The 21964-nt window shown below is 58.1% G+C and carries 16 protein-coding genes and 1 riboswitch; of the genes, 11 read left to right on the top strand and 5 right to left on the bottom strand.

Features of this window, described 5'->3' with window-relative positions; all coding sequences use genetic code 11:
* Window positions 1–31 precede the first annotated feature (31 nt).
* From ABF859_RS05585 to ABF859_RS05575, 3 genes are all read left to right on the top strand, one after another.
* On the top strand, window positions 32–1924 hold the full coding sequence (locus ABF859_RS05585) for a glycosyltransferase family 2 protein (protein ID WP_415526790.1): 1893 nt from the start codon (window positions 32–34) through the stop codon (window positions 1922–1924).
* Window positions 1925–1983: 59 nt separating this feature from the next.
* The gene (locus ABF859_RS05580; RefSeq protein WP_415526789.1) at window positions 1984–3405 is read left to right on the top strand and encodes a glycosyltransferase family 2 protein; all 1422 of its coding nucleotides are present in this window, start codon (window positions 1984–1986) and stop codon (window positions 3403–3405) included.
* Window positions 3406–3525: 120 nt separating this feature from the next.
* Window positions 3526–5466 carry a M61 family metallopeptidase gene (locus ABF859_RS05575; RefSeq protein WP_415526788.1) on the top strand — a complete coding sequence of 647 codons (1941 nt, stop codon included), beginning with the start codon at window positions 3526–3528 and terminating at the stop codon, window positions 5464–5466.
* Between the two features lie 129 nt (window positions 5467–5595).
* Here ABF859_RS05575 and ABF859_RS05570 read toward each other — a convergent pair whose 3' ends face one another.
* The 4 genes from ABF859_RS05570 to ABF859_RS05555 form a co-directional block, all read right to left on the bottom strand.
* The gene (locus tag ABF859_RS05570; RefSeq protein ID WP_415526787.1) at window positions 5596–7116 is read right to left on the bottom strand and encodes an efflux transporter outer membrane subunit; all 1521 of its coding nucleotides are present in this window, start codon (window positions 7114–7116) and stop codon (window positions 5596–5598) included.
* Entirely contained in the window at window positions 7113–10223 is a 3111-nt protein-coding gene (locus ABF859_RS05565; RefSeq protein ID WP_415526786.1) for an efflux RND transporter permease subunit, read from the bottom strand. Before ABF859_RS05565 ends, ABF859_RS05570 begins: the two co-directional genes overlap by 4 nt.
* A gap of 18 nt (window positions 10224–10241) precedes the next feature.
* Window positions 10242–11378, bottom strand: coding sequence for an efflux RND transporter periplasmic adaptor subunit (locus ABF859_RS05560; protein WP_415526785.1), 1137 nt, complete (start codon window positions 11376–11378; stop codon window positions 10242–10244).
* Window positions 11379–11654: 276 nt separating this feature from the next.
* On the bottom strand, window positions 11655–12461 hold the full coding sequence (locus tag ABF859_RS05555) for an OmpW/AlkL family protein (RefSeq protein WP_415526784.1): 807 nt from the start codon (window positions 12459–12461) through the stop codon (window positions 11655–11657).
* Window positions 12462–12732: 271 nt separating this feature from the next.
* Here ABF859_RS05555 and ABF859_RS05550 point away from each other — a divergent pair, with 271 nt between their 5' ends.
* Complete coding sequence (locus ABF859_RS05550; protein ID WP_415526894.1) at window positions 12733–13329, top strand: Crp/Fnr family transcriptional regulator; 597 nt, start codon at window positions 12733–12735, stop codon at window positions 13327–13329.
* A 73-nt stretch (window positions 13330–13402) separates the two neighbouring features.
* Window positions 13403–13858 carry a hypothetical protein gene (locus tag ABF859_RS05545; protein WP_415526783.1) on the top strand — a complete coding sequence of 152 codons (456 nt, stop codon included), beginning with the start codon at window positions 13403–13405 and terminating at the stop codon, window positions 13856–13858.
* A 48-nt stretch (window positions 13859–13906) separates the two neighbouring features.
* Here ABF859_RS05545 and ABF859_RS05540 read toward each other — a convergent pair whose 3' ends face one another.
* The gene (locus ABF859_RS05540; RefSeq protein WP_415526782.1) at window positions 13907–15346 is read right to left on the bottom strand and encodes a cryptochrome/photolyase family protein; all 1440 of its coding nucleotides are present in this window, start codon (window positions 15344–15346) and stop codon (window positions 13907–13909) included.
* Between the two features lie 200 nt (window positions 15347–15546).
* On the opposite strand from ABF859_RS05540, the gene ABF859_RS05535 reads away from it, so the two are divergent.
* The 6 genes from ABF859_RS05535 to ABF859_RS05510 all read left to right on the top strand — a co-directional run bounded on the left by ABF859_RS05535 (window position 15547) and on the right by ABF859_RS05510 (window position 21964).
* Window positions 15547–15738, top strand: a complete 192-nt coding sequence (locus ABF859_RS05535) for an entericidin A/B family lipoprotein (protein WP_415526781.1) — start codon at window positions 15547–15549, stop codon at window positions 15736–15738.
* A gap of 169 nt (window positions 15739–15907) precedes the next feature.
* A riboswitch (FMN riboswitch) is annotated at window positions 15908–16065 on the top strand.
* 117 nt (window positions 16066–16182) lie between these two features.
* Entirely contained in the window at window positions 16183–17232 is a 1050-nt protein-coding gene (gene ribD / locus ABF859_RS05530) for a bifunctional diaminohydroxyphosphoribosylaminopyrimidine deaminase/5-amino-6-(5-phosphoribosylamino)uracil reductase RibD (RefSeq protein ID WP_415526780.1), read from the top strand.
* On the top strand, window positions 17214–17852 hold the full coding sequence (locus ABF859_RS05525) for a riboflavin synthase (protein ID WP_415526779.1): 639 nt from the start codon (window positions 17214–17216) through the stop codon (window positions 17850–17852). The genes ribD and ABF859_RS05525 overlap by 19 nt, the downstream gene beginning before the upstream one ends.
* Window positions 17849–19102, top strand: a complete 1254-nt coding sequence (ribB, locus tag ABF859_RS05520) for a 3,4-dihydroxy-2-butanone-4-phosphate synthase (protein WP_415526778.1) — start codon at window positions 17849–17851, stop codon at window positions 19100–19102. The genes ABF859_RS05525 and ribB overlap by 4 nt, the downstream gene beginning before the upstream one ends.
* On the top strand, window positions 19099–19578 hold the full coding sequence (gene ribH / locus ABF859_RS05515; RefSeq protein ID WP_415526777.1) for a 6,7-dimethyl-8-ribityllumazine synthase: 480 nt from the start codon (window positions 19099–19101) through the stop codon (window positions 19576–19578). The genes ribB and ribH overlap by 4 nt, the downstream gene beginning before the upstream one ends.
* A 265-nt stretch (window positions 19579–19843) precedes the next feature.
* Window positions 19844–21964 carry a hypothetical protein gene (locus ABF859_RS05510; protein ID WP_415526776.1) on the top strand — a complete coding sequence of 707 codons (2121 nt, stop codon included), beginning with the start codon at window positions 19844–19846 and terminating at the stop codon, window positions 21962–21964.

The raw sequence follows: 21964 nt of genomic DNA, 5'->3' as shown, positions 1-21964 counted from the left end.
CTTCAATCAAGTGATCCTCTTGAATATTGAAGTGGATAATGATCTTATGGGAAATATTATAAGGGAGCATAATGGAATGGAATTCTTCCATCTAAAAACTTTTCATGGAACCAGCCTATTTTTCTGCTCCCAAGAACGTATTTTAAAACATTCACACGAAAAGCAAGCATCGTATATCGACGTTATCGTCAAAAAATCTCTCGAAAACCCCGGGTTTTTCTTTGTTGCTCCCATTAATATTGGTGAGGACGTTGAAAATCTTCACCCGAAAGAAGATACAAATTTCAAAGACCGGTTTTTTATTTTTGGCACTGGTTTTCATAGCCATAACAGACTGTCTCTTTTTTCGCTCGAAGGGAAAAAATTCTTTTCCGCAGATCCCTTCGGAAATGTTGCCTTCAATCGAGACCAGAGTCAGGAATGGGAATTTTTTTCTTTGGTTCCCGCTCAGGTCGAAGTAGGCGAAAAATCTCTCAAAATATTCAATCAAGTCGATGCCGTTTTTTCAAAAAAAAATGATATCGAGAAATCAATATATGAGATAAGCAGAGCTCATAAAAATATTCGGGCTGAAATTCTTAATTTATTTTCAAAATCCCTCAATGTATTTCAAAGAAAATCTTTTTCAAAGATTTTCACCAATGCTTTCCTAAATATCCCCGACAAAAATTATTTCAGCATTATTGAAATAATCAACAATATTCCTCATAAGGACTGGATACACAGGTCAATTTTGGAACTCGCTCACTGGAATGCCCGCAGAAACAGGTCTTCGTCCAGAACAGTGTCGGGAGAATATGATTTCCTAGGATATGGCCATATCAGAGATCGAGGAAACGGGATTTACTGGGGAGCCATACTTCTGGGCATAATCCGAGAGTCGATTGAAAGCAGAAAAGATATCGCTCTTTTGGCAACAGCACGGGACGAGGGAATTTACCTCCTCGAGTGGATCGCACATCATCGTGTTATTGGAATAAAAGATTTCTTTATTTATACAAATGACAATACGGATGGGTCTGATGCCCTCCTGAAAATTCTATCCGAAAATGGAGAGATAACCTGGATCAATAATACTGGAAATCATATTCCGGGTATAAACATGCAGTTCAAAGCCTACAACCATGCTTTGACCACACTCCCTGATATTCTTGATTTCCGTTGGTGTGCTGTTGTTGATATCGACGAAGCTATTCTTCCGTCTGAAGATATCGATAACAGTATAGCTCCAATTATTTCCGTCCGGGACGAACAAGGCGTCGACTGCTTCTCCCTGAACTGGAGAGTTTATTATCCCAATAACCACCTGACATGGAAAAACGGTTTATCAGCAGAACGCTTTATCGAGGGGGAAAAGCATCCACTTGTAAAATCTATTTTCAAGACTAGCCTCTTTAACTACTCATATGCACATCATCCAGAATGCTCATATTCTGACAGATTATATGCAACTGTAGATGGGAATATTTATTCCCAAAGCAGTACCTTGAGTGACGACCTTAATTTCAGTCAAACGCCAACGGAATGGGCGCATGTCTGCCACTATCATTTGCGCTCATTTGAAGAATATATCTGGAAATTCTCTCGTGGAGAAAACGATGGTAAAGGCGTCCTGAAAAACAAGCATTTCCGATATAACAATCCTGCCATTTTCAGTCTCTTTACCCAAACTTTTGAAATTGAAGGAACTTCTGAAGTTTCCCGATTGGCAGAAGCCACGCGTACCGAGATTCATCGCCTGACCAGTATCCCGGGCGTTGCAGAAGCCATGCAGGAAATTATTTTTCGATACAGCGCAGCATCCGCAATTTTTGTTGAAGAGAGCCTCCAAAGTATCTTAGTGGACGATCGTATTGATCAGGACACAAAGCAGAAATGGGAAAATTTATGCTTATCCTGGAAAAGAAACCGAGAACAGAAATAATTAAATCAAAATCATTGAGGTATACAATTAAATAATTTTCCAAGTTTCCGGAGATAAAAATGGAATATAGAGACACAATTTCCACTTATGCACATGAACCCCTTGAATGTGCCAAAAATCATGGAATACGCCCCAAAGCAAAATATAATTACTCACTCATTGCTTGCGCACGGTGGGAAGAAAAATATATTTGCGAGTGGATTGAATACCATCGTTCAATCGGTTTCGATCATATCTACCTTTATTCAAACGATGATTGCCCCAATACCATTTATGATCGTCTTCGCCCGTATATTTCAGGAACCGATCCGTTTGTAACTTTTCGACATTACCCAATTCCCGGGCAACAATATCAGATGTATTTTCACTTTCTCAGAAATTTTTCGACAGAAACTAAATGGATGATGTTTCTAGATATCGATGAGTTTCTTTGCATCAAGGATAGTAATTTCCTTCCGAAGCTCATGAAAGAATTCCCTGAAGAAATAGATGGTATCCATTTTAACTGGTGTTGTTATGGTAATAATGGACATCAAAACAGGCCAGATGGCAGCGTCCTCATCAACTATACCAAACGCGAAAACGGTGTAACGCCCTACACAAAAGTCCTTATTAAAAGCTCAAAGGTACCTTACCAAGAAATTTATCAAATCTCCAGTTCTCCCATTATGCATGAATATAATAGTCTCGACCCAAACCTCAATATGGTCAATGTTTTGGGGGAGGACGTTAGAAAGTACTATGAAAACTTCCCCGATACACCTTGGAAAATGCTGAATTCTGATAACAGAAGGCAGAGGATGCTTTCGGTAGCTTATATTGCGCATTTTACAATGAAGTCAGATGCAGATTTTGACTTACGCGTTCAACGTGGAACCCATGGAGATTATGGGAGTGAAACGGTATGGGGTACATATTCTCATGAACAGCGTATGGCCTATCATGAAATGACCAATCAGGTCTCGGACCTTTATCTTCATGATTATTGGATCTCCCAGACTGAAGCAGCCTGGAATTACAGTATCTTTCCCCGCTATCGCTGGAAAAACGTTTCGCAAAACAAGAAGGCTACCCAGATTTCCACAGTGCATGCGGGAAGTGTCGAGGAGGACGCCTGCCGTGTATTATCAGGTAATATCTGCGGGAAATCGCAGAACCATACTGCCCTCGAAAGGGACCCATGGTGGAAAGTCGATCTGGAAGCCATTTTTCTTGTCCATGAAATGCGCCTCTTCAACCGCCTGGATGGTGTTCCGGAGAGAGTCGCGAACTTTGTCGTTCATGGATCGGTTGATGATCATGAGTGGTTTCCGATCATGCGCAAAAATGACGACGTCATTTATGGAGGGGCGGACGGACATCCTTACATCTGGGTTGACCAGACTGGTATTCAGGCGCGTTTTCTCAAAATTACGGTGCTGGGAGAAGAAACTTACCTCCACTTCGATCAGATTCAGTTTTTTGGTGACAACATCTCTTAGAAGTCTGATTTTCTTCAAGAACTGGCCCTTAATATCCGACCTTCAGACCCCGCTCTTGTGAAGAATCATCAGGACCGTTAGGGCTGAAAGCCTTTATTATTCTGTATGTGGAATATCATCATGCCTTCACTGCGCCTTCTGGCGGCCCTGACCGCGTTCAGTGGTCTGGTCTCTCCTGCGCTTGCCCAGTCCCAGCCCATGCCGCTTCCCTTGCCGGCTCCCATTCCGGAGCCTCAGGACAGGCTCTTTCCCGGCAACCTGACGGTTTCGGTGGATGCGACGGATACGGTCCATCACATCATGTCCATCCATGAGACGGTCCCTGTCCCGAAAGAGGCACAGCAGAAGGGCGAGATGGTCCTTCTGTATCCGATGTGGATCCCGGGCGACCATTCGCCGACGGGCGTGATCGAACAGCTTGCCAGCCTGCATGTGCAGAGCAATGGCCGCACGCTGGACTGGAAGCGCGATACGGTCAATGTCGCCGCCTTCCACATCCCGGTCTCCGCCAGCACACCGAGCCTGGACCTTCATTTCCAGCTTCTGACACCGATTGCACCGGGTCAGGGCCGGATGGTCATGACGCCGTCGATCGTCAACGTGCAGTGGGATCAGGTTTCGCTTTATCCGGCCGGATACTTCACCCGCGGCATCACGGTTCAGCCCTCCGTGCGCGTGCCCCATGGCTGGCAGATCGGCTCGGCCCTCCGCGCCGCCACCTATGGTGACGAGACGCATTTCAACGCCACGACCTTCAATACGCTCGTGGACTCGCCGATCTATGCCGGGCGCTATTTCCGCAAGTTCGACCTGACCGGCCCGGACCATGTTCCGGTCTCACTGGATGTCGTGGCTGATGAGCCGGACTCGCTGGACGCCACGCCGCCGCAGATCGCAGCCCATCAGAACCTCGTGCGTCAGGCCACGTCCCTGTTCGGCTCGCATCACTACGACCACTACGACTTCCTGCTGGCCCTGACGGAAGAGCTCGGCGGCATCGGCCTCGAGCATCATCAGTCCAGCGAGAACAGCGCGGCTCCCGGCTATTTCACGGAATGGGACAAGACGTTCCCCGAGCGTGACCTGCTGGCCCATGAATACACCCATTCCTGGAACGGCAAGTATCGCCGTCCGGCGGATCTGTGGGCCCCGAACTTCAACGTGCCGCAGCGCGGATCCATGCTGTGGGTCTATGAAGGGCAGACGCAGTACTGGGGCAATGTCCTGGCTGCACGCTCCGGCCTTGTGACGAAAGATCAGGGTTTCGAGGCCCTGGCCTATATGGCGGCCTCCTATGACAACCAGACGGGCCGTCAGTGGCGCCCGCTGGAAGACACGACGAATGATCCGGTCATCGCCCAGCGTGCCCCGCTGTCATGGCGCGACTGGCAGCGTTCGGAAGACTATTACGTCGAAGGCCAGCTCGTCTGGCTGGATGCCGATGCGCTGATCCGCAAGCTGTCCAACGACCACAAATCGCTGGATGATTTCGCCAAAGCTTTCTTTGGTACGAACAGCGGCAGCTTCGTCGTCAGCCCCTACCAGTTCGACGATGTGGTCGCGACGCTCAACAGCGTGCAGCCCTATGACTGGGCGAAGTTCCTGCATGAGCGTCTGGACACGATCCAGCCCCATGCTCCGCTGAACGGTCTGACCAACGGCGGATACAGGCTGGTTTACACGTCCAAGCCGACCTCCTTCGTCAAGGCCAACGAAGCCGCACGCCACGTGACGGACCTGTCCTTCTCGCTCGGCCTGGTCGTGAACGGTGCCGGACGTGTGGGGCGTGAGCACTGGATGAGCCCGGCCTTCAAGGCAGGCGTCGTTCCGGGCATGACGATCGTGGCCGTCAACGACATGAGCTTCACGCCACAGCGTCTGCTCCATGCCGTCACGGACGCGCAGAAGGATCCGAAGCAGGATATCCGTCTGATCGTGAAGTCCGGCGATCATGTCACCACGATCTCCATCCCCTATCATGATGGTCTGCGTTACCCGCATCTGGAGCGTATCGACGGCACGCCGGATCGTCTGAGCGCGATTTACGCACCACGTCCGTAAGGGCGCGTTATCAGGGGCGCTGCCCCGGACCCCACAAAGGGACTCAGTCCCTTTGATCCCGATTCCAACAAAACGGTTTCCAAAGGCCCCCGGCCTTTGGCGGGTTTCAGGGCAGAGCCCTGAACACTCTCACCAAGGCAGAAGCGACTTACCCAGCGCCTTCTGCGCCGCCGGCGTCATGCCCATGTCATTGCGGTTCCACCAGCCACCACCAAGCGACTGGAACAGCCCCACGCTGTCGGAGAAACGCGCGCCTTCGGCCTGCACATAGGCCAGACGGGCCTGCGCATTGGTCTGCTGGGCCTGAAGCAGGACAAGTTCGCTGACATCGCCAAGACGGAGCTGTCCCTGAGCGATCTTCAGGCTCTGGGACGTTGCCCTGAGCGTATCCTCATTGGCCGTCAGGGTATCGGCATCGAAGGTTACGGCATGCAGACTGTCCGCCACATCCTGAATCGCGGACAGGACCGTGGCTTTATAGGTCTCGTTGGCCTGTAACAGGTTGTCGCGCGCCTGACGCTCGGCATGCAGCAGCGAACCACCCTGGAAGATCGGCTGCATGACGGTCGCAGCGATCGTCCAGTTGCCGAAACCCGGCTTGAAGAAATCACTCATCACCCCGACGGCCTGCGCCGGCGTGGCGCTGAGCTGCACGTTCGGCAGGCGGTTGGCGATGGCCACACCGATCTGCGCGCTGGCAGACTGGATCTGCGCCTGCGCAGCCCGGATGTCCGGGCGCTGGTTCAGTAGATTCGAAGGCAGCGAGACCGGGAGCGTCTTCGGCAGGGTGAACTGTTCCAGCCGGAACTCCGGCAGCGGCGAATTGGGTGTCACACCAACCAGAACGGCCATCTGGTCCCGCGTCTGGGCCAGTTGCAGGTTCAGACCCGGCAGGGTCGCCTCAAGCTGGGCAACGGACGCCATCTGCTGGGCCATATCCTGCCGCGACGCATTGCCGATCCCCTGCTCGGCCGTCACAGTTTTCAGCACGGCGCGCTGGCTGCGGATCAGTTCGTTCGTGGCGTCGATCTCGGCGCGGATCGTGGCTTCCTCGATCGTCGCGTTCACGAGATCGGAAATCATGGTCAGCGCGGTCGCCTCAAGCTGGAACTTCTGGAGTTCCGCCTGCGCGGCCGCCGCCTCGATCGCCCGGCGCGTCCCGCCCCACAGATCCGGCACATAACCGACGGTGAGCTGCGCGGTATGGACATTATAGAGCCATGTATTGGCGTTCGGGATCGGCGAGTAGACGCGCGATGTCTTGTTTCGGGTCGGATTGAAGGAGGCGGAAAGCGTCGGATACAGCCCCGCGCCTTCGATCCGGCGCTGCTCCCAGGCGGATTTCAGTCCCTGCTGCATGGCGCGCAGAGACTGGTTGTTTGCCAGCGCCTGATCGACGAGCGCATTCAGGGACGGGTTGCCGAACGCCCTCCACCACTGCCCGGGAATATCCAGACCCGCTCTGAACTGCTGCGGAACGGTCGCGCCCTGACCGCCATGCCCTGCCGTGGCGGTCAGGGGCTGGCCCTGATAGGCCGCGTTCTTTGGCAGGTCCGGACGATGGAAATCAGGCCCGACCGCGCAGGCCGAAAGGGCTGTCAGACACAGCAGAAGCGCAGCACGACGCCCCGTCATGGAAAGCCGCATCATGATCCGGCTCCGTCTGCGACAGGTGTCGGACGCTTCTTCGCATTTCGGCGTTCAACCCACATTTCAAGCTCGCTGAAATAGACCGGCAGCGCGAACAGCGTCAGCAGTGTGGCGATGCCCAGACCGCCGACCACAACTGTCGCCAGACCGCGCTGCACGTCGGTGCCCACGCCTGTTGCAAGGGCTGCGGGGAACATGCCTGCCGTCGCCACCGTGGCGGTCATGAGGACCGGGCGGAACCGCTCGGCAGCTCCGGCGATGGTCGCATCACGCACGCCCAGCCCTTCCACGCGATGACGGTTGATGCTCGCAATCATGATGATGCCGTTCTGCACCGCCACACCGAACAGCGCGATGAAGCCCACGGCGGTCGCAATGTTGAGCGTCTCTCCCCGGACATGCAGCGCGATCAGGCCGCCCAGCGTCGCCAGCGGCACAACGCTGAGGATCAGCAGGGCCTGACGGATCTTGCGGAACTCGGCAAAGAGCAGGACCAGCATGACGGCAAACATCACAGCCAGCGCAACCATCAGCCGCTTCTGCGCCCGCTCTTCCTGCTGGAAGGAGCCAGCCCATTCGAGCGTGTATTTTTCCCTGTCGTAATGCAACTGCTGGTCGATGCGACCCTGCGCATCCGCCAGATACTGCGAGAGAGGCCGTTTGCCGTTGTCCACCCGGATGGTGATCTGGCGATGGCTCATTTCATGGGAAATGTTGCTCTCCCCCATCCGCAGCCCGACCTGCGCGACCTGGGACAAGGGGATATGGGCACCGTCGGCATCCAGCATCGGAAACTGGGACAGTGCCTGAAGGTCCTGTGCATCCTGCCGACGGATACGCAGGGTCGCATTATAGAAACGGTCGTCCTTGTAGACGGTCGTGATCGGGGCATCGCCGATGGCGTTCGAGACAACGTCGGAAATATCGGTAATGCTGACACCATACCGGGCCGCGGCCAGACGGTCCGCAATCACGTCGATCTGCGGGATACGCGGCTCCTGGAAGATGGATGCCTCTGCCGTGCCCGGAACCTGACGGAGAATATCCACGATCTGCTGGCCGATACGGCGCAGTTCCTGAAAGTCGTTGCCGTAGACACGCAGGACGAGCGGACTGTGAGCGCCCCCCACGAGGTCACTCATCTGGTCTTCGATCGGCTGGCTGATACCGAAATCAATGCCCGGAATACGCGACAGCCGCACGCGCAGACGCTCGACGAACTGTGCCTTCGTCTCGCCGGATGGCCACTGGTCATACGGCTTCAGCCCGACCGGCATTTCGATATGCGACGGCGTCCACGGATCGGTTCCGTCATCCGACCGTCCGAGCTGCGTTATGGCATAGGAGGCTTCGGGAAACTCCCGGACCGCATGACGCAGTTCGTTGGCGATGGACTCGCCCTTTTCCAGAGAAATGCCGGTCGGCATCTGGATCTGAAGCCAGAGCGAGCCTTCATCGAGATCAGGCAGGAACTCACGGCCGATCGTCGCCCCCAGGATCACGACGGCAACCATCGCCGCGACACCGGCACCGTAGGCAATCAGCGGGCGGTCAATGAAATGGCCGAGCCAGTGCGTATAGCGAGCATGCAGCCATTCCAGCGGCCGGTTGTGCCAGATGTGCCTGGGTTTGTGCAGGGCCAGATAGGTCAGGGACGGAATGAGCGTCAGAGCGCAGAGCAGCGCGCCCAGAAGCGCAAAGCTGACGGTATAGGCCATCGGACGGAACAGTTTGCCCTCACTGCCCTCGAAGGCGAAGAGCGGGCTATAAGCCACGATGATGACGAGCGTGGACGAGAAGATCGCCCGGCCTGCGCGCTGGGCGACGGGCAGCACCTCGCCGGGACTGAGAGCCTCGGTCGGACGTTCCTCGCGGATGCGGAGGATCGTCTCGGTGATGACGATGGCGCCGTCCACGATCACACCGAAATCGATGGCGCCAAGCGAGAACAGGTTCGCCGACATGCCGAAGCTGTGCATCAGCACGAACACGACCGACAGCGCGAGCGGGATGGTCACGGCCGTGACGATGGCGCTGCGGGGACTGCCAAGGAACAGGGTCAGGATCACGCCGACGAGGAGGATGCCCTCGATCATCGTCTCCGTGACCTTGTGGGTCGTGGACAGAACGAGATGGTCACGGTCCATGTACGGCACGATGCGGACATGGCTCGGGGCAAGCTGCTGCTGGAGCTTCGCCACCGTACTGTGCAGACCATCCAGCACGATCGAGGGGTTTTCCCCGCTCAGCATCGTCACCACGCCTTCAATGGTATCCGGATTCTTGTCCTTGCCGAGAATGCCCTGCCGGACCTGATGGCCGAACTGGACCTGGCCCAGATCCTTCACGAAGACCGGCACGCCGCCATGGCTGGCGACGACGATGTTCCCCATGTCATCCAGCGTGTGGATCATGCCGATCCCGCGGATGATGTAGGACTGTTCCCCCCGGCTGACGCGGCCGCCCCCGGAATTGACATTGCTGTTGCGGATGGCGTTCAGCACGTCCTCAAGGCCGATATGGTAGCGAATCAGGGAGGCGGGATCGAGGACGAGCTGGTATTCCCGGGTCAGGCCGCCGAAATTGTCCACGCTGACAACGCCCGGCACATGCTGGAGCGCCGGGATGACGGTCCAGCGCTGGATGTCGGACAGTTCCATCAGGTTCCTGTCGTCGGATTCCAGCGTGTAGCGATAGATCTCGCCGCTCGGACCGGAAATCGGCCCCAGCGACGGCATGGCGCCGTTGCTCAGCGGATTATTGGCAAGCTGTGTCTCGACGAGCTGCCGTGCCGCATAGACATTCGTGCCTTCGCGGAAGATCAGCGTGATGAGCGACAGGCCGAACGTACTGGTGGAGCGGCTGTCCGTCACGCCGGGAATGCTGGCCAGCGTCCGCTCGAGCGGAATCGTGACCTGCTGCTCCATTTCCTCGGCGGCCAGTCCCTCCTGCTGCGTCGTGATCAGGACGCTGACGGCGCCCAGGTCGGGATACGCCTCGACCGGAAGGATCTTCCAGGAGAACCCGCCCAGCAACGCCAGAATCAGGGCGGAGAAGAAAACGATGTTCCGGTGGTTGAAGCACCAGGAGATGAAACGTTCGATCATCAGCTCAGGGCCACCGGATCAGTCATCGTTCAGGAGAATGGCGCCGCTCGTCACGACACGCTCACCTGCGGAAAGGCCTTTGAGCACGCGGACATCGTCGCCTTCGTCATAGCTGATGGTGATATCGCGCCGCTGGAATGTCCGCGGCGCCGTCTCGACAAACACGGAGACCTGATCGTTGTTCATCAGGAGGGCGGTCTTGGGGATGATGACGTCATTTCCCTGCGGGACGTTCAGCGTCGCATCCACGAACATGCCGGGACGCAGAAGGCCATCGGCGTTCGGGCAGGCAATATAGGCGTTCACCCGGCGCGTATCGGCATGCAGCGCGGGATCGAAGCTGACGACACGGCCGGAGCAGGTCCGTCCCGGAAACTCGTCAAAACTGACCGAGAGCACATTGCCGTCGCTGATCTGCGCCAGACTGTCCTGCGGAATGGCCGCGGCAATCCAGACTTCGGACAGGTCCAGGACCGTCATCTGGATGGCAGTCGGATCGGTGATGTTCTCACCCGGCGCCATAGTCGTCATGGACACCACACCATCTACCGGGGACACGAGCGGCGCCTGTCCCTGCGCCGAATAACCCGGCCGGGCGCCCAGAACCTGAAGCCTGCGCTGCGTGCGCTCGGCTTCCGCCTGTGCCTGCGCAAGATCATTGCGGGCAGACTCGAGGTCCTTGACGGCATTGCCGCCGATCGCCTGCACGCCCTGCGCCCGGGTGTAGGCCCGGCGTGCGAAATCAAGGGCTGCGCGGGCGCGGGTATCGTCGGCCCAGGCCTGATCCAGATCCCCCGCCGCAATCGTGGCCAGCACCTGCCCCCGCCGGACCCGCTGACCCAGATGAACCGAAACGCCGGTGATCCGTCCCGTTACGGGCGCATAGACATTCACCTGACGATCGGGTTCCGTCATGACCTGTGCGGGCAGCAGGAGCCCATGTCCCCGCGAAAGACTTTCAACTGCCTGCACGATCAGGCGCTTCTCGAGCGGACTGCCCTCACGGACAACAAAACGGCCATGCAACTGGGTCACCATCGGGGGTTCAGCCGTTGCAATGGGGGGATGCGGGGTCCGCAGCCGCAGGACAAAGACGAGAAGAATGGCCAGGCATAGCAGGCCGATGGCCAGCGCGCCGACGCGTGTAACGCGCATGCTGATTGAAAACCCCGCAACTCTGTCAGGACAGATGCCCTGCTCTTCTGAAACGTCCGGAAAGTAATGTGTCAGCCACCGGCCCGGACCATTTCATGGCAGACGGTCTTACCATGCCTCCGGCAAGACACCAGAGGTCACATACGGAAACGAAAAGACTTTTGCACTTCCCGAATGCCTGCATTGCCAAAGTTTTATCTGATTGCCACAAAAATGAAAAAAGCGGCCCTTCCGGAGAAGGACCGCTTTCCTGATATCCGGTTCCTGATCGGGAGATCAGAAACGATAGGCGATACCAGCACCGACGACGGTCGGGTCGAGGGAATCATGCGCCGTGATCTTCGTGGTTTCGGCATTGTTCTGGGCCCAGGCATGGACACGCATGAACATCTGCTTCACGTCGAAGTTGAAGAACCAGTTGCCGACAACCTGATAGTCGAAGCCGACATTGAAGGACGGACCACCGGTCACACCGACATTGAGCTTCTGGGTAAGCGGGCCACCGGCCGGCGACACGTTGTGGAACCACGCCAGCGTCGCGCCGACACCCACATACGGGTTGAAGCGCTTGTGCGGACGGAAGTGCCAGGCGAACGTGACCGTCGGCGGCAGGACCCAGGCACTGCCGACATCGACCTTGCCCAGACCCGGAACGCCTTCGGCGGCAATTTCATGACGGGTGCTGGCTGCGATCAGGTCAATCGAGAGGTTGTCCGTGAAGAAATACTCGAACGTCAGCTCGGGCATGACCTGACGCGTCGTCTTGACGCGGCCACCCAAATGGGCGCCGTTCAGCGACAGGCTGCTGTCACGATCTTCCGGCAGGACGCCGAGAGCGGACACGCGGACCAGGAAGTCACCCTTGCCGAGTCCGATACGCGTGTGAGCGCAGGTCTCGAACAGGCCGCAATGACCTGAAGCGGGGGCGTGGATGTTTACGGAAGGCACCGGAGCAGCCGTCATGGGAGCGCTGACCATGACCTGAGGTGCGGCGGGAGCGGGCTGGACCGGAGCCGTCTGGGCAAACGCCGGAGTTGCAACAGCACCAAGTGCGGCAGACAGCGCGAAAGCGGTAAATTTCATTTGAAGGTTCCATCAACATTCGTTGAGCCTCACAAAGCACTCCTCCCCACCCATCACCTTGACCTGAATCAAGTCTGGTAAATTATGTGGTAGTGTGGCTGAAAGTCTTCAGGCCAAGGCCAGCGCAAGGAAAACGGGGTTCATCATGTCAGCGTCACACAGTTCAGAGGATGTCCATGACCGATGCGCCCATTGCGTGGGGCGGCGTCTGAGTATCTGCAACAGCATTGACGACTGCGATCTGGCCATTCTCGCCAACGAGTCTTCGCGCATGACCGTCGCTGACGGCCGCTCCTTCATCGAAGAGGGCGCGCCGGCTCATGACTTCTTTGTCGTGACCGGTGGCAGGGTCAAGCTCTTCACCCTTCTTCCGGATGGCCGGCGTCAGATTACCGGCTTTGCGGAAGGCGGGGATTTTCTGGGGCTTGCCGCCTCCACCAGCTATGCCTTCGGCGCCGAGGCCCTCGGGAGTGCCACGCTCTGCCGCTTCCCCCATGCTGGCATGCAGCGCCTGACCGAACGCTTCCCTTCCCTTGAACACCGCCTTCGCGAAGAAGCCTCCCGCGAACTGGCCCTGATGCAGGCCCGCATGACGCTTCTGGGGCGCAAGACCGCCCGCGAGCGCGTGGCTACATTCCTGATCGAGCGCTGCAAATATCTGGAAAATCCGGATATGTCCCATCCGATCGAACTTGATCTGCCCATGCCAAGGACCGACATTGCCGATTACCTCGGCCTCACTATTGAAACAGTCAGCCGGATCCTCAGCGCATTCAAGAAAGAGAAACTTATCAGTATCAGAAGCATTACCCATATCACGTTACTGATGCCAGAACGGATATCGACGATCGCCGAAGGCATGGAATAGCCCTTTCCCGCAACGGCCACATTCCCGCCATCAGGGCGTGCTCTGTTTTACTGATCCGTTTACAGGAGATTTTATGAACTTCACCCTTTTTTCCCGCTCGATGCTTGCTGCAGGACTGATTGCCGGGGCCGTTTCCCTGGCACCGCAGGCGCATGCGGCTGACAGCACGACTGCAAGCAACTGCCAGCAGAGTGGCCAGAACGATGTCATCGGACGTCTGGCCCAGCGGGAAGACTGCCTGAACAGCCGGGTCCAGAACTACCAGAAGCAGTCCCAGGAAGCGCAGGCCGCCCGCGAGAAGAAGATTCAGGACCTCAAGGACAAGTATACGAACGCCCCGGCCAACGAGAAGGCCCGCCTGCAGAAGCAGATCACCAACGAGCAGTCCAAGCTGACCAGCCTGCGCGATCAGCAGACGCAGCGTCTGCAGAAGCTGAAGAATGCCCCGCAGGAACAGCGCAACCGCCTCAACACTCTTGGCAACAAGACCCGCGGTGACGTCAGCAACTTCCTGAACGGCGGTCTCTGATCCGCTTTTTCCGGCCTCTCACTTTCGAGAGGCCGGACCCTCAGCGCCTCAAAGGGCCCTGAAAGCCTGAAGAGCGCGATCCCGGCCTTCTTTCAGATCGACGATCGGGCGCGGATACGTTCTGCCCAGCACAACGCCCCCTTTCCTCAGATCCTCATCCTTTGCCGCCCAGGGTTCGAACAGGGCCTTGCCTGAAAGACCGCGCAGTTCGGGCACCCACTGGCGGATGTAATCGCCGTCCGGATCGAACTTCTCGGCCTGTCGCGTGGGATTGAATATCCTGAAGAACGGCGTGGCTTCGATGCCCGTACCGGCCACCCACTGCCAGTTCATGGCATTATTCGCAAAATCCGCATCCACCAGCGTATCGCGAAACCAGGCCTCCCCCTCTTTCCAGTCGATCAGCAGATGCTTCGTCAGGAAAGATCCCACGATCATGCGGGCCCTGTTATGCATCCAGCCAGTCTGCCAGAGCTGACGCATCCCGGCATCCACGATCGGCACCCCTGTCTGCCCGCGCTGCCAGGCCTTCAGATCCGCAGCACTGTTCCGCCACTGCATTGCGGAAAACTTCGCACTGAGATTTTTAAACGGCAGATCAGGCAGGTGATACAGCGTGTAGCGGGCAAACTCTCGCCATCCGAGTTCAGACAGGAAAATCCGCGGCCCCTCCGTATGCGCACCATGCTTCTGCAGGGCTGCCCAGACCTGACGCGGCGAAAGCGCTCCGGACGCCAGATAGGGCGACAGGCGTGAAGTCCCCTCTTCAGCCACCCGGTCCCTGCCCCTCGGATAATCCGTGACGGAGTCCCTGAGAAAATCCTGCAGATGCTCCTGCCCTTCAGCCTCGCCCGGTTCCCACGTCCTGCGGAAACCTTCCGCCCAGTCCGGCGCATGAGGACAGAGATCTTTCTCGTTCAGGCGCGCGCCCGACAGGACGGATTTCGGAACGGCATGAAACGACAGCCTCCGAGGAACCTCGAGCGGCTCCGGGACAGCCTGGGTCTGGAGAGCTTTCCAGAAGGAGCCGCAGACCTTGTAAAATCCGCCCTGTTTCGTTCGCACGGTATCAGGATCGAGCAGAACCGTGCCCCAGTGCGTCCGCACCTCAACGCCCTGCTGCTCCAGCGCCTGCCGGATCCGGTCGTCCTGCGCCCTCTCACGCTCATGCAGGCGATGATGCCAGTGGACTGAAGCCGCATCCATCTGTTCCGCAAGTTGTGGAAGCAGCTTTTCAGCCGAGCCCGAAAGCGTCAGCAAGGCACCGCCACGTTTTTCAAGCTGCCCCCGCAATTCCGCCAGAGCACCGTGAAGCCACCAGCGGACGGCCGCTCCGAGCGGATGAAGCGCCGGTGTGACGTCATCAAGAACATAAAGACAGATCAGAGGCCGACCGGAGGCAGCAGCCTCATGCAGGGCAGGATGGTCTGCCATGCGCAGATCGTCTCGAAACCAGACGATGGCAGGGCGGTTGTGGGAGCTGGACATGGATCCTCACAGCAGGGGAAAACGCTTCATAAAGCGCCTGATAGCGCCATTCGTTCAGAATGAGCCTCATCTGAACTGTCTTAGGTCATCTTCTTCGTCAGACAGATCATTACCTGAAGGAAAATTTTCTCTTCCTGCCGTGAACCATTGTCGTCAGGTGTCGTTTACAAGGCAAAACGCTCTTTAGAGGATTTTTACCTATGTCTACCAAGTCCATTGCACGTATTGCCCTGTCTCTGGCGCTCCTCTCGGGCACGGCCGTCACGCTGTCCGCCTGCAACACCGTACGGGGCGCCGGTCAGGACGTCAGTTCCGTTGGGCATAACGTCTCCCGCGGTGCCAACGCCACACAGGGCGCAATCCAGCGCAACACGACGGCCTCTCCGAACTGAGTTCTACGGCATTTCGCCAGGATTTTCAGAGCCGCCGGTCCCTCGACCGGCGGTTTTTTTTGCGCGTGAAATCCCTGCTATCCGCAGGGGCTCCCGCTCAGGTGAACGGCGCATGTGGATTTTTGCTTGTCATCTGCATCCCGACGGTCCCATAGTTTGAATTGAACAAAGACGTTCTCAGGGCGGGGTGAAATTCCCCACCGGCGGTATTGGCGGATTTCTCCGCTTCAGCCCGCGAGCGCCTTCCGGATTTCGGTCCGGAAGGGACAAGCAGATCCGGTGAGACTCCGGAGCCGACGGTTAGAGTCCGGATGGAAGAGAACGCAGCACTTGTCCGATGACGGACGGGTCAGGGTGCCATTTGCCCGGCCTGTTTTCCGTATCGGTTGAGGGCGGCGTGCGCCTTGCGGGCGTCCCGACTGTAACGGGACCAGAAGACGCAACTTGGCTGACCAGACGACCCTTTCCGACACAGTAGCGCTCAGCGCGATCCGCGATGGCTTTCATGCGGCCATCGCTCAGGCTGTTGAAACCTTCGGCGCCACAGCCCCCAACCCGTCTGTCGGCTGTGCGCTGCTGGATGCGGATGGCCGTATCCTGACGGTCGGCGTCCATCCGCGCGTCGGCCAGCCTCATGCCGAAGCCATGGCTCTGGCACAGGCCCGGGCAGCAGGCGTGCTGGATCAGGCCCGCGTGGCCCTCGTGACGCTGGAGCCGTGCAATCATACCGGACGTACCCCGCCATGCAGCGAGGCCCTACGTAACAGCCCGGTCCGTGAAATCTGGATTGGCGCAGCCGATCCGAACCCGCAGGCTGCCGGTGGTGCTGCGCGGCTGCGCGAGATGCCCGGTGCAAAGCGTGTGGTTATGCTGGCTGATCGGCCGGACATGGCGGATCTGGCGCGGGACTGCCGGGCCCTTCTGGCGCCTTTCGCAAGCCGCGTGGTGCGCCACCGCCCGTGGATCAGCGTCAAACAGGCGCTGGACGAACACGGCTCTATGGTGCCGCCGCCGAGGCAGAAAACCTTCACATCTCCGGCCTCGCTCACCCTCGCGCATCGCCTGCGCCGGGCGACGGACGCGATCATCACCGGGATTGGCACGGTGCTGGCGGACCGGCCGCGCTTCACGGTCCGGCATATTCCGGACCATGAGGACCGCAAGCCGCGCCTGCTCGTCGTCTGCGACCGCCACGGCCGCCTTCCGGCGGATTGGGCTGCCGAGATGACGGAAGCCGGGTTCGAGGTTCTCACCAGTTCCGATCTGCTCTCCGTTCCCGCCATGCTGGCGGAGCGGGGGGTGAACTGGGCGATGATCGAGGCCGGTCCGGCCCTGCTGGCATCCGTGGCTGAAGCCGGGCTGTGGGATGACTGGCTCACCCTTCACAAGACCCCGGGCCACAACATTGCGGGCGCTGACCGTATCGACCTGAAATCGCGGGACGAGAGCCCGCTGCGACTGCTGAGGGAAAACGCATGTTCTCTGGAATCATAGAGCGTCTGGGAACCGTCCGCTCCGCTTCTGTCCGTGACAAAGCGATGGACCTGACCGTGGAAACCGGCTTTCCGGATCTGGAACTCGGCGAGAGCGTGGCAGTCAACGGTGTGTGTCTGACAGTCGAGACCTTCGATGCGGCAGGCGTGGCGACGTTCCACCTCAGCGGCGAAACCCTGTCCCGTACCCCGCTGGACCAGCTCAAGGCTGGATCACGCGTCAATCTGGAGCGCGCCGTCGCCGCCAGCACGCGCCTTTCAGGCCATATCGTGCAGGGCCATGTGGATGGCGTGGCGACACTCGCCAGCGTCGAAAAGGCGGGCGATTCCTATGCCCTGCGCGTGTTTGTCCCCCAGACCCTGCGCCAGTATGTCGTGGAAAAGGGCTCCATCACCTTCGATGGCATCAGCCTGACGGTGAATGAGCTGCATGATGACATCACCCGCGGCAATCAGGCCGGTTTTGAAGTCGGCCTGACGATCATCCCGCACACCTGGGACCACACCAACCTCTCCACGCTGTCGGTCGGAGACCGGATGGATGTGGAAGTCGATGTGCTGTCCAAATATGTCGAGAACCTGCTGCGGTTCTCCCCCAGCCTTGGAAAGGTGGCCTCATGAAGCCGTCCCTGAAAGCAGCTATCGAGGCCATCCGCGCCGGCGGCATGGTCGTCATGGTCGATGACGAGAACCGTGAGAACGAAGGCGATCTGGTCATGGCGGCGCAGCTCGCCACGCCGGAAGCCATCAACTTCATGGTCCGCGAGGCGCGCGGGCTGGTCTGCCTGCCGCTGGAAGCCGAACAGGCGGATCGCCTCGGCCTGCCGCCCATGGTGGCGCGCAACCGCGACCCGCGCGGCACGGCCTTCACGGTCTCGATCGAAGCGGCCACGGGTGTGACGACCGGCATTTCCGCCGCAGACCGCGCCCGCACGATCGTCGTTGCAGCCAATCCGGCCGCCACACCGGACGATGTCGTCTCGCCGGGTCATATCTTCCCGCTTCGTGCCCATCCGGAGGGCGTTCTGGGGCGCAACGGGCATACAGAAGGCTCCATCGACATTGCGCGTCTGGCCGGGCTGGAGCCCGCTGGCGTGATCTGCGAAATCATGGCCGATGATGGCAGCATGATGCGCCTGCCGGAACTGCGGAAATATGCAGCGAAGCACAACATGCCCGTGGTCAGCATCGCGGACCTTCAGGACTGGTGCCGCGAGCATGGGCGTGGGCCTGTCGCAGGCCATGACCTGATCTGCACTCCCGTCCCGGCCGCTGGTGAAATGGTGGCCGAATCCGCCCTGCCCAGCATCTTCGGCGGCCACGATCTTCGGATCCATGCCTTCCGCGCCGTCGATGGCGTGGAGCATGTCGCGCTGGTGAAGGGCGATCCATCCAGGGGCGTACCGCTGATCCGGCTGCATTCGGAATGTGTGACGGGCGATGCGCTTGGCTCCCTGCGCTGCGACTGCGGCGCGCAGCTCCGCGAGGCGCTGGAGCGGATTTCGGCATCAGAATCCGGCGTTCTGGTCTATCTGCGGGGGCATGAAGGACGCGGGATCGGACTGGCCAACAAGATCCGCGCCTATGAGCTTCAGGACCATGGCATGGACACGGTTGAGGCCAACGAGGCGCTCGGCCTGCCCGCCGATGCCCGCGAATGGGATGCGGCGGCCGACCTGCTGCGGCATCTGGGCGTGAGTTCGCTCCGCCTTCTGACGAACAATCCGGACAAGGAATCCAACCTCGTCCGCTTCGGCTTTGACGTAAAATCCAGCGAGCGGCTGGAAATCGAGGCCAATCCTTTCAACCGCGCCTATCTTGCGACCAAACGCACGCGGATGGGCCATTTCCTTCAGGAACAGCCTGCATGAGCAAGCACATCCCCGTAGCCCCCGACCTGCGTCTCTCGCCTGCGCCGAAAATGGCCATCGTGGTCAGCCGCTTCAACACGAACATCACCGGCGGCCTGAAGAACGGCTCACTCGAATGGCTGGAAGAGCGCGGCATCACGGATGTGGACGTTTATGACGCGCCGGGCGCTTTCGAGCTGCCGCTTCTGGCCCAGCGTCTGGCGAAGTCCGGCAAGTATGAAGGCGTGATCTGCCTCGGCTGCGTCATCAAGGGCGACACCGCGCATTTCGAGTTCATCTCGCTGGGCGCGACCATCGGCATCATGCAGGCCCAGCTTGAGACCGAAGTGCCGATCGCCTTCGGAATCCTCACGACCTACACCGAACAGCAGGCCGTGGACCGCTCCCGCAAGGACGCCGAGAACAAGGGCCGTGAAGCGGCGGCCGCCTGCGTGGAAAGCGTGGCCTTCCTGCGAAACGTGCCCGCCCGCCCCTGATAAGGCGGAGGTCCTTGATGGTTGCGGAATATCTTCCGCAACCATCAAGGACGACCATCATCCAACAGAAAGCGGTTTCTGACGCTCCTGTAATTCTCAGAAACTCTAACAGACTTGCAATTGAACGCAGTTTTTGCTATATTTTGCCAATGTAGAAGGGTCTTATTTCCCTTCACAGAATAATCATAAAATACGCTAAATATCCCTTCCCGATGTTTCCGGGCCAAGGTCGATTACATTGCCTTCCTGAAAATTGAGGAATTTAATGTTGAAGAAATTTATTTTCTTTTGCGCACTGCTGTCCAGTCCGGCTCTGGCATCGGATGTGATCCCGCAAACCTATCGCGCTACCGACAATCAGTATCATACCGTCAATATTACTTCAGATCTTGATGCGACAGGAAAGCCGGTCGTAGGAGCCTATCAGGATCTGAAGGGACAGTGGCATGCCACAACGGTCTCGGTCCAGGCCTGTGGGCTGGATGCAAACAACCATCCCGTCCCGTGCGCCACCACCCTGACCGACAACACCCTTGAAAACTATCTCCAGAAATCTGCTGTCAGTGTAGCCAATGGTGTTGCTGCACTCGACGGTCTGGGAGATGTCACAAGTCCCCTCACATCAGGAGCCGACTGGCTGGGCACATGGCAGAAAAATGCTCCCTCCGTTGATGCTTATGCCCAGGGCTACGAAAGTGCGCTTTTCGGTGGTCAGGTGGTGACCGGCGAAGACAACAACACCTATATTCCCCGTTCCCTTCTGGTGCAGACGGATCCTTACGGCCCGTATTCGACCGGATGTGGCGTCGGCGTGGCCATGACGGGATCTGTCTATAATTCGCAGTATCCGATTTCCGAGAGGGACCCCCGCGCAGGGGCAAGTGCCGTGGTTGGCGTTGGCGGGTATGACACTGTCGCGAACTGCATCCTCGTCAACAACATGCCGGCACGCCTTATCCTCACGGCAACAGGCTATACGGCGACATCAGTGCAGTTGGCGACACCGCTGACGGCCGCGCAGGCCGCACAGATCCATCCCAACATGTACATTACGACAAACAGCCCCAATCCGGCGCTGACGTCCACCAGCACTGCGGGACAACTCCCCAGGAAAAACCTCTATGCGGGGTTCGTCAGTGTCCAGCCTGCGGCAGGCGCCACATCAATCAGTGTCTATGCATGGGATGTTCCAGGGCTGGGAACAGGTGCCAGCGGCCAGGTGCCGCAGACCGCCACACTCGACACCGTATGGAGCGCGCGTTCGACACCTACGGTCTTTCTGGGTGGCGGTGCGGCGGGAAGCGCTTTTGGCAATAACTGGTTTTTCAATATCGATGCGCTGGCCCTCACGCCTTCAGCCACGAACACGTCTCTGGTGCATCAGATCACGCCTCTTGAAGTGGATCTGAACGTCATCAACGGGACTGCCCCGGACAATTCCATTGACTGGCAGGGCATCAGCATGAACGCGGGAAACCAGCCCGCTGCCCTGACAACTGACAGCCGTCAGATCATGCTGGGCGGAAACATCAATCATCACCTTCAGTTTGACGGAGGAAGTGGAAACTGGCTGATCGATGGCGACAATGTCTCCATTCCGTCCACGAAAAACCAGTCTCTCTCTTCCACAAATACGACCCAGATCTATCAGGAATGGGACCAGTGGGTCAGTTCCGCCAACAAGATGCGCGTTGTTCTGTGGAATGATCTTGGAAACCCTTCGGCCTCCACAGGCTGGGAGCAGAGCGTTGTACACATGGGAACCACGGTGGATGGCGACCCCAAGGTTATGGGCGATCCAGGCGGCTCAAAACAGGCGGATCTGGAATGGAATGTCGCAGGCAATTACGGCAGCCTGTCCATCTGTGGTTATGCGTCCCACTGTGGCTTCCGGGTTAATGGCGACGGGTCTGTCGTCGTCTCCAACGGTCTGGATGTGACTGCCGACAGCTACCTTGAAAACGGCCATACATTCTTCATCAAGGCAGCGACTCTGAGTAACAATCTGCAGGCGGGCTGGTGCGCCCCGAGCAGCTACACGATGGCGGTCTGTGCCAATATGGGTGCGGCAGTGAACCTTGCTGCTTCAGGCGATCTGCAAAGTTCCGGAGGTACCAGCAGTAATAATTTTGGCAGCGTCGGAAACCTGTCGGGGCTACACGCTGACGGCCATGGCAACTGGAACACGACGACGGACACGAGCGGCGGCGGCGCGATCCGTCAGGCATCCTACACGCTGGCGTCCCTGCCCACCGCCAATGAAACCGACGGCAATCACCTGTGGTGTTCGGACTGCAAGCTGAACAGCATCACGGGCGTTGAGGTCTACTGGCATGCATCTGCCGCGAAATGGACCGACAGTCAGAACAACAGCCTCTCAAACTGA

This window comes from Gluconobacter sp. (assembly GCF_047722525.1).
In the GTDB taxonomy this organism is placed as follows: Bacteria; Pseudomonadota; Alphaproteobacteria; order Acetobacterales; family Acetobacteraceae; genus Gluconobacter.
Note: the sequence above shows the minus strand (reverse complement) of the source record. Positions and strands in the feature narration are given on the sequence as shown.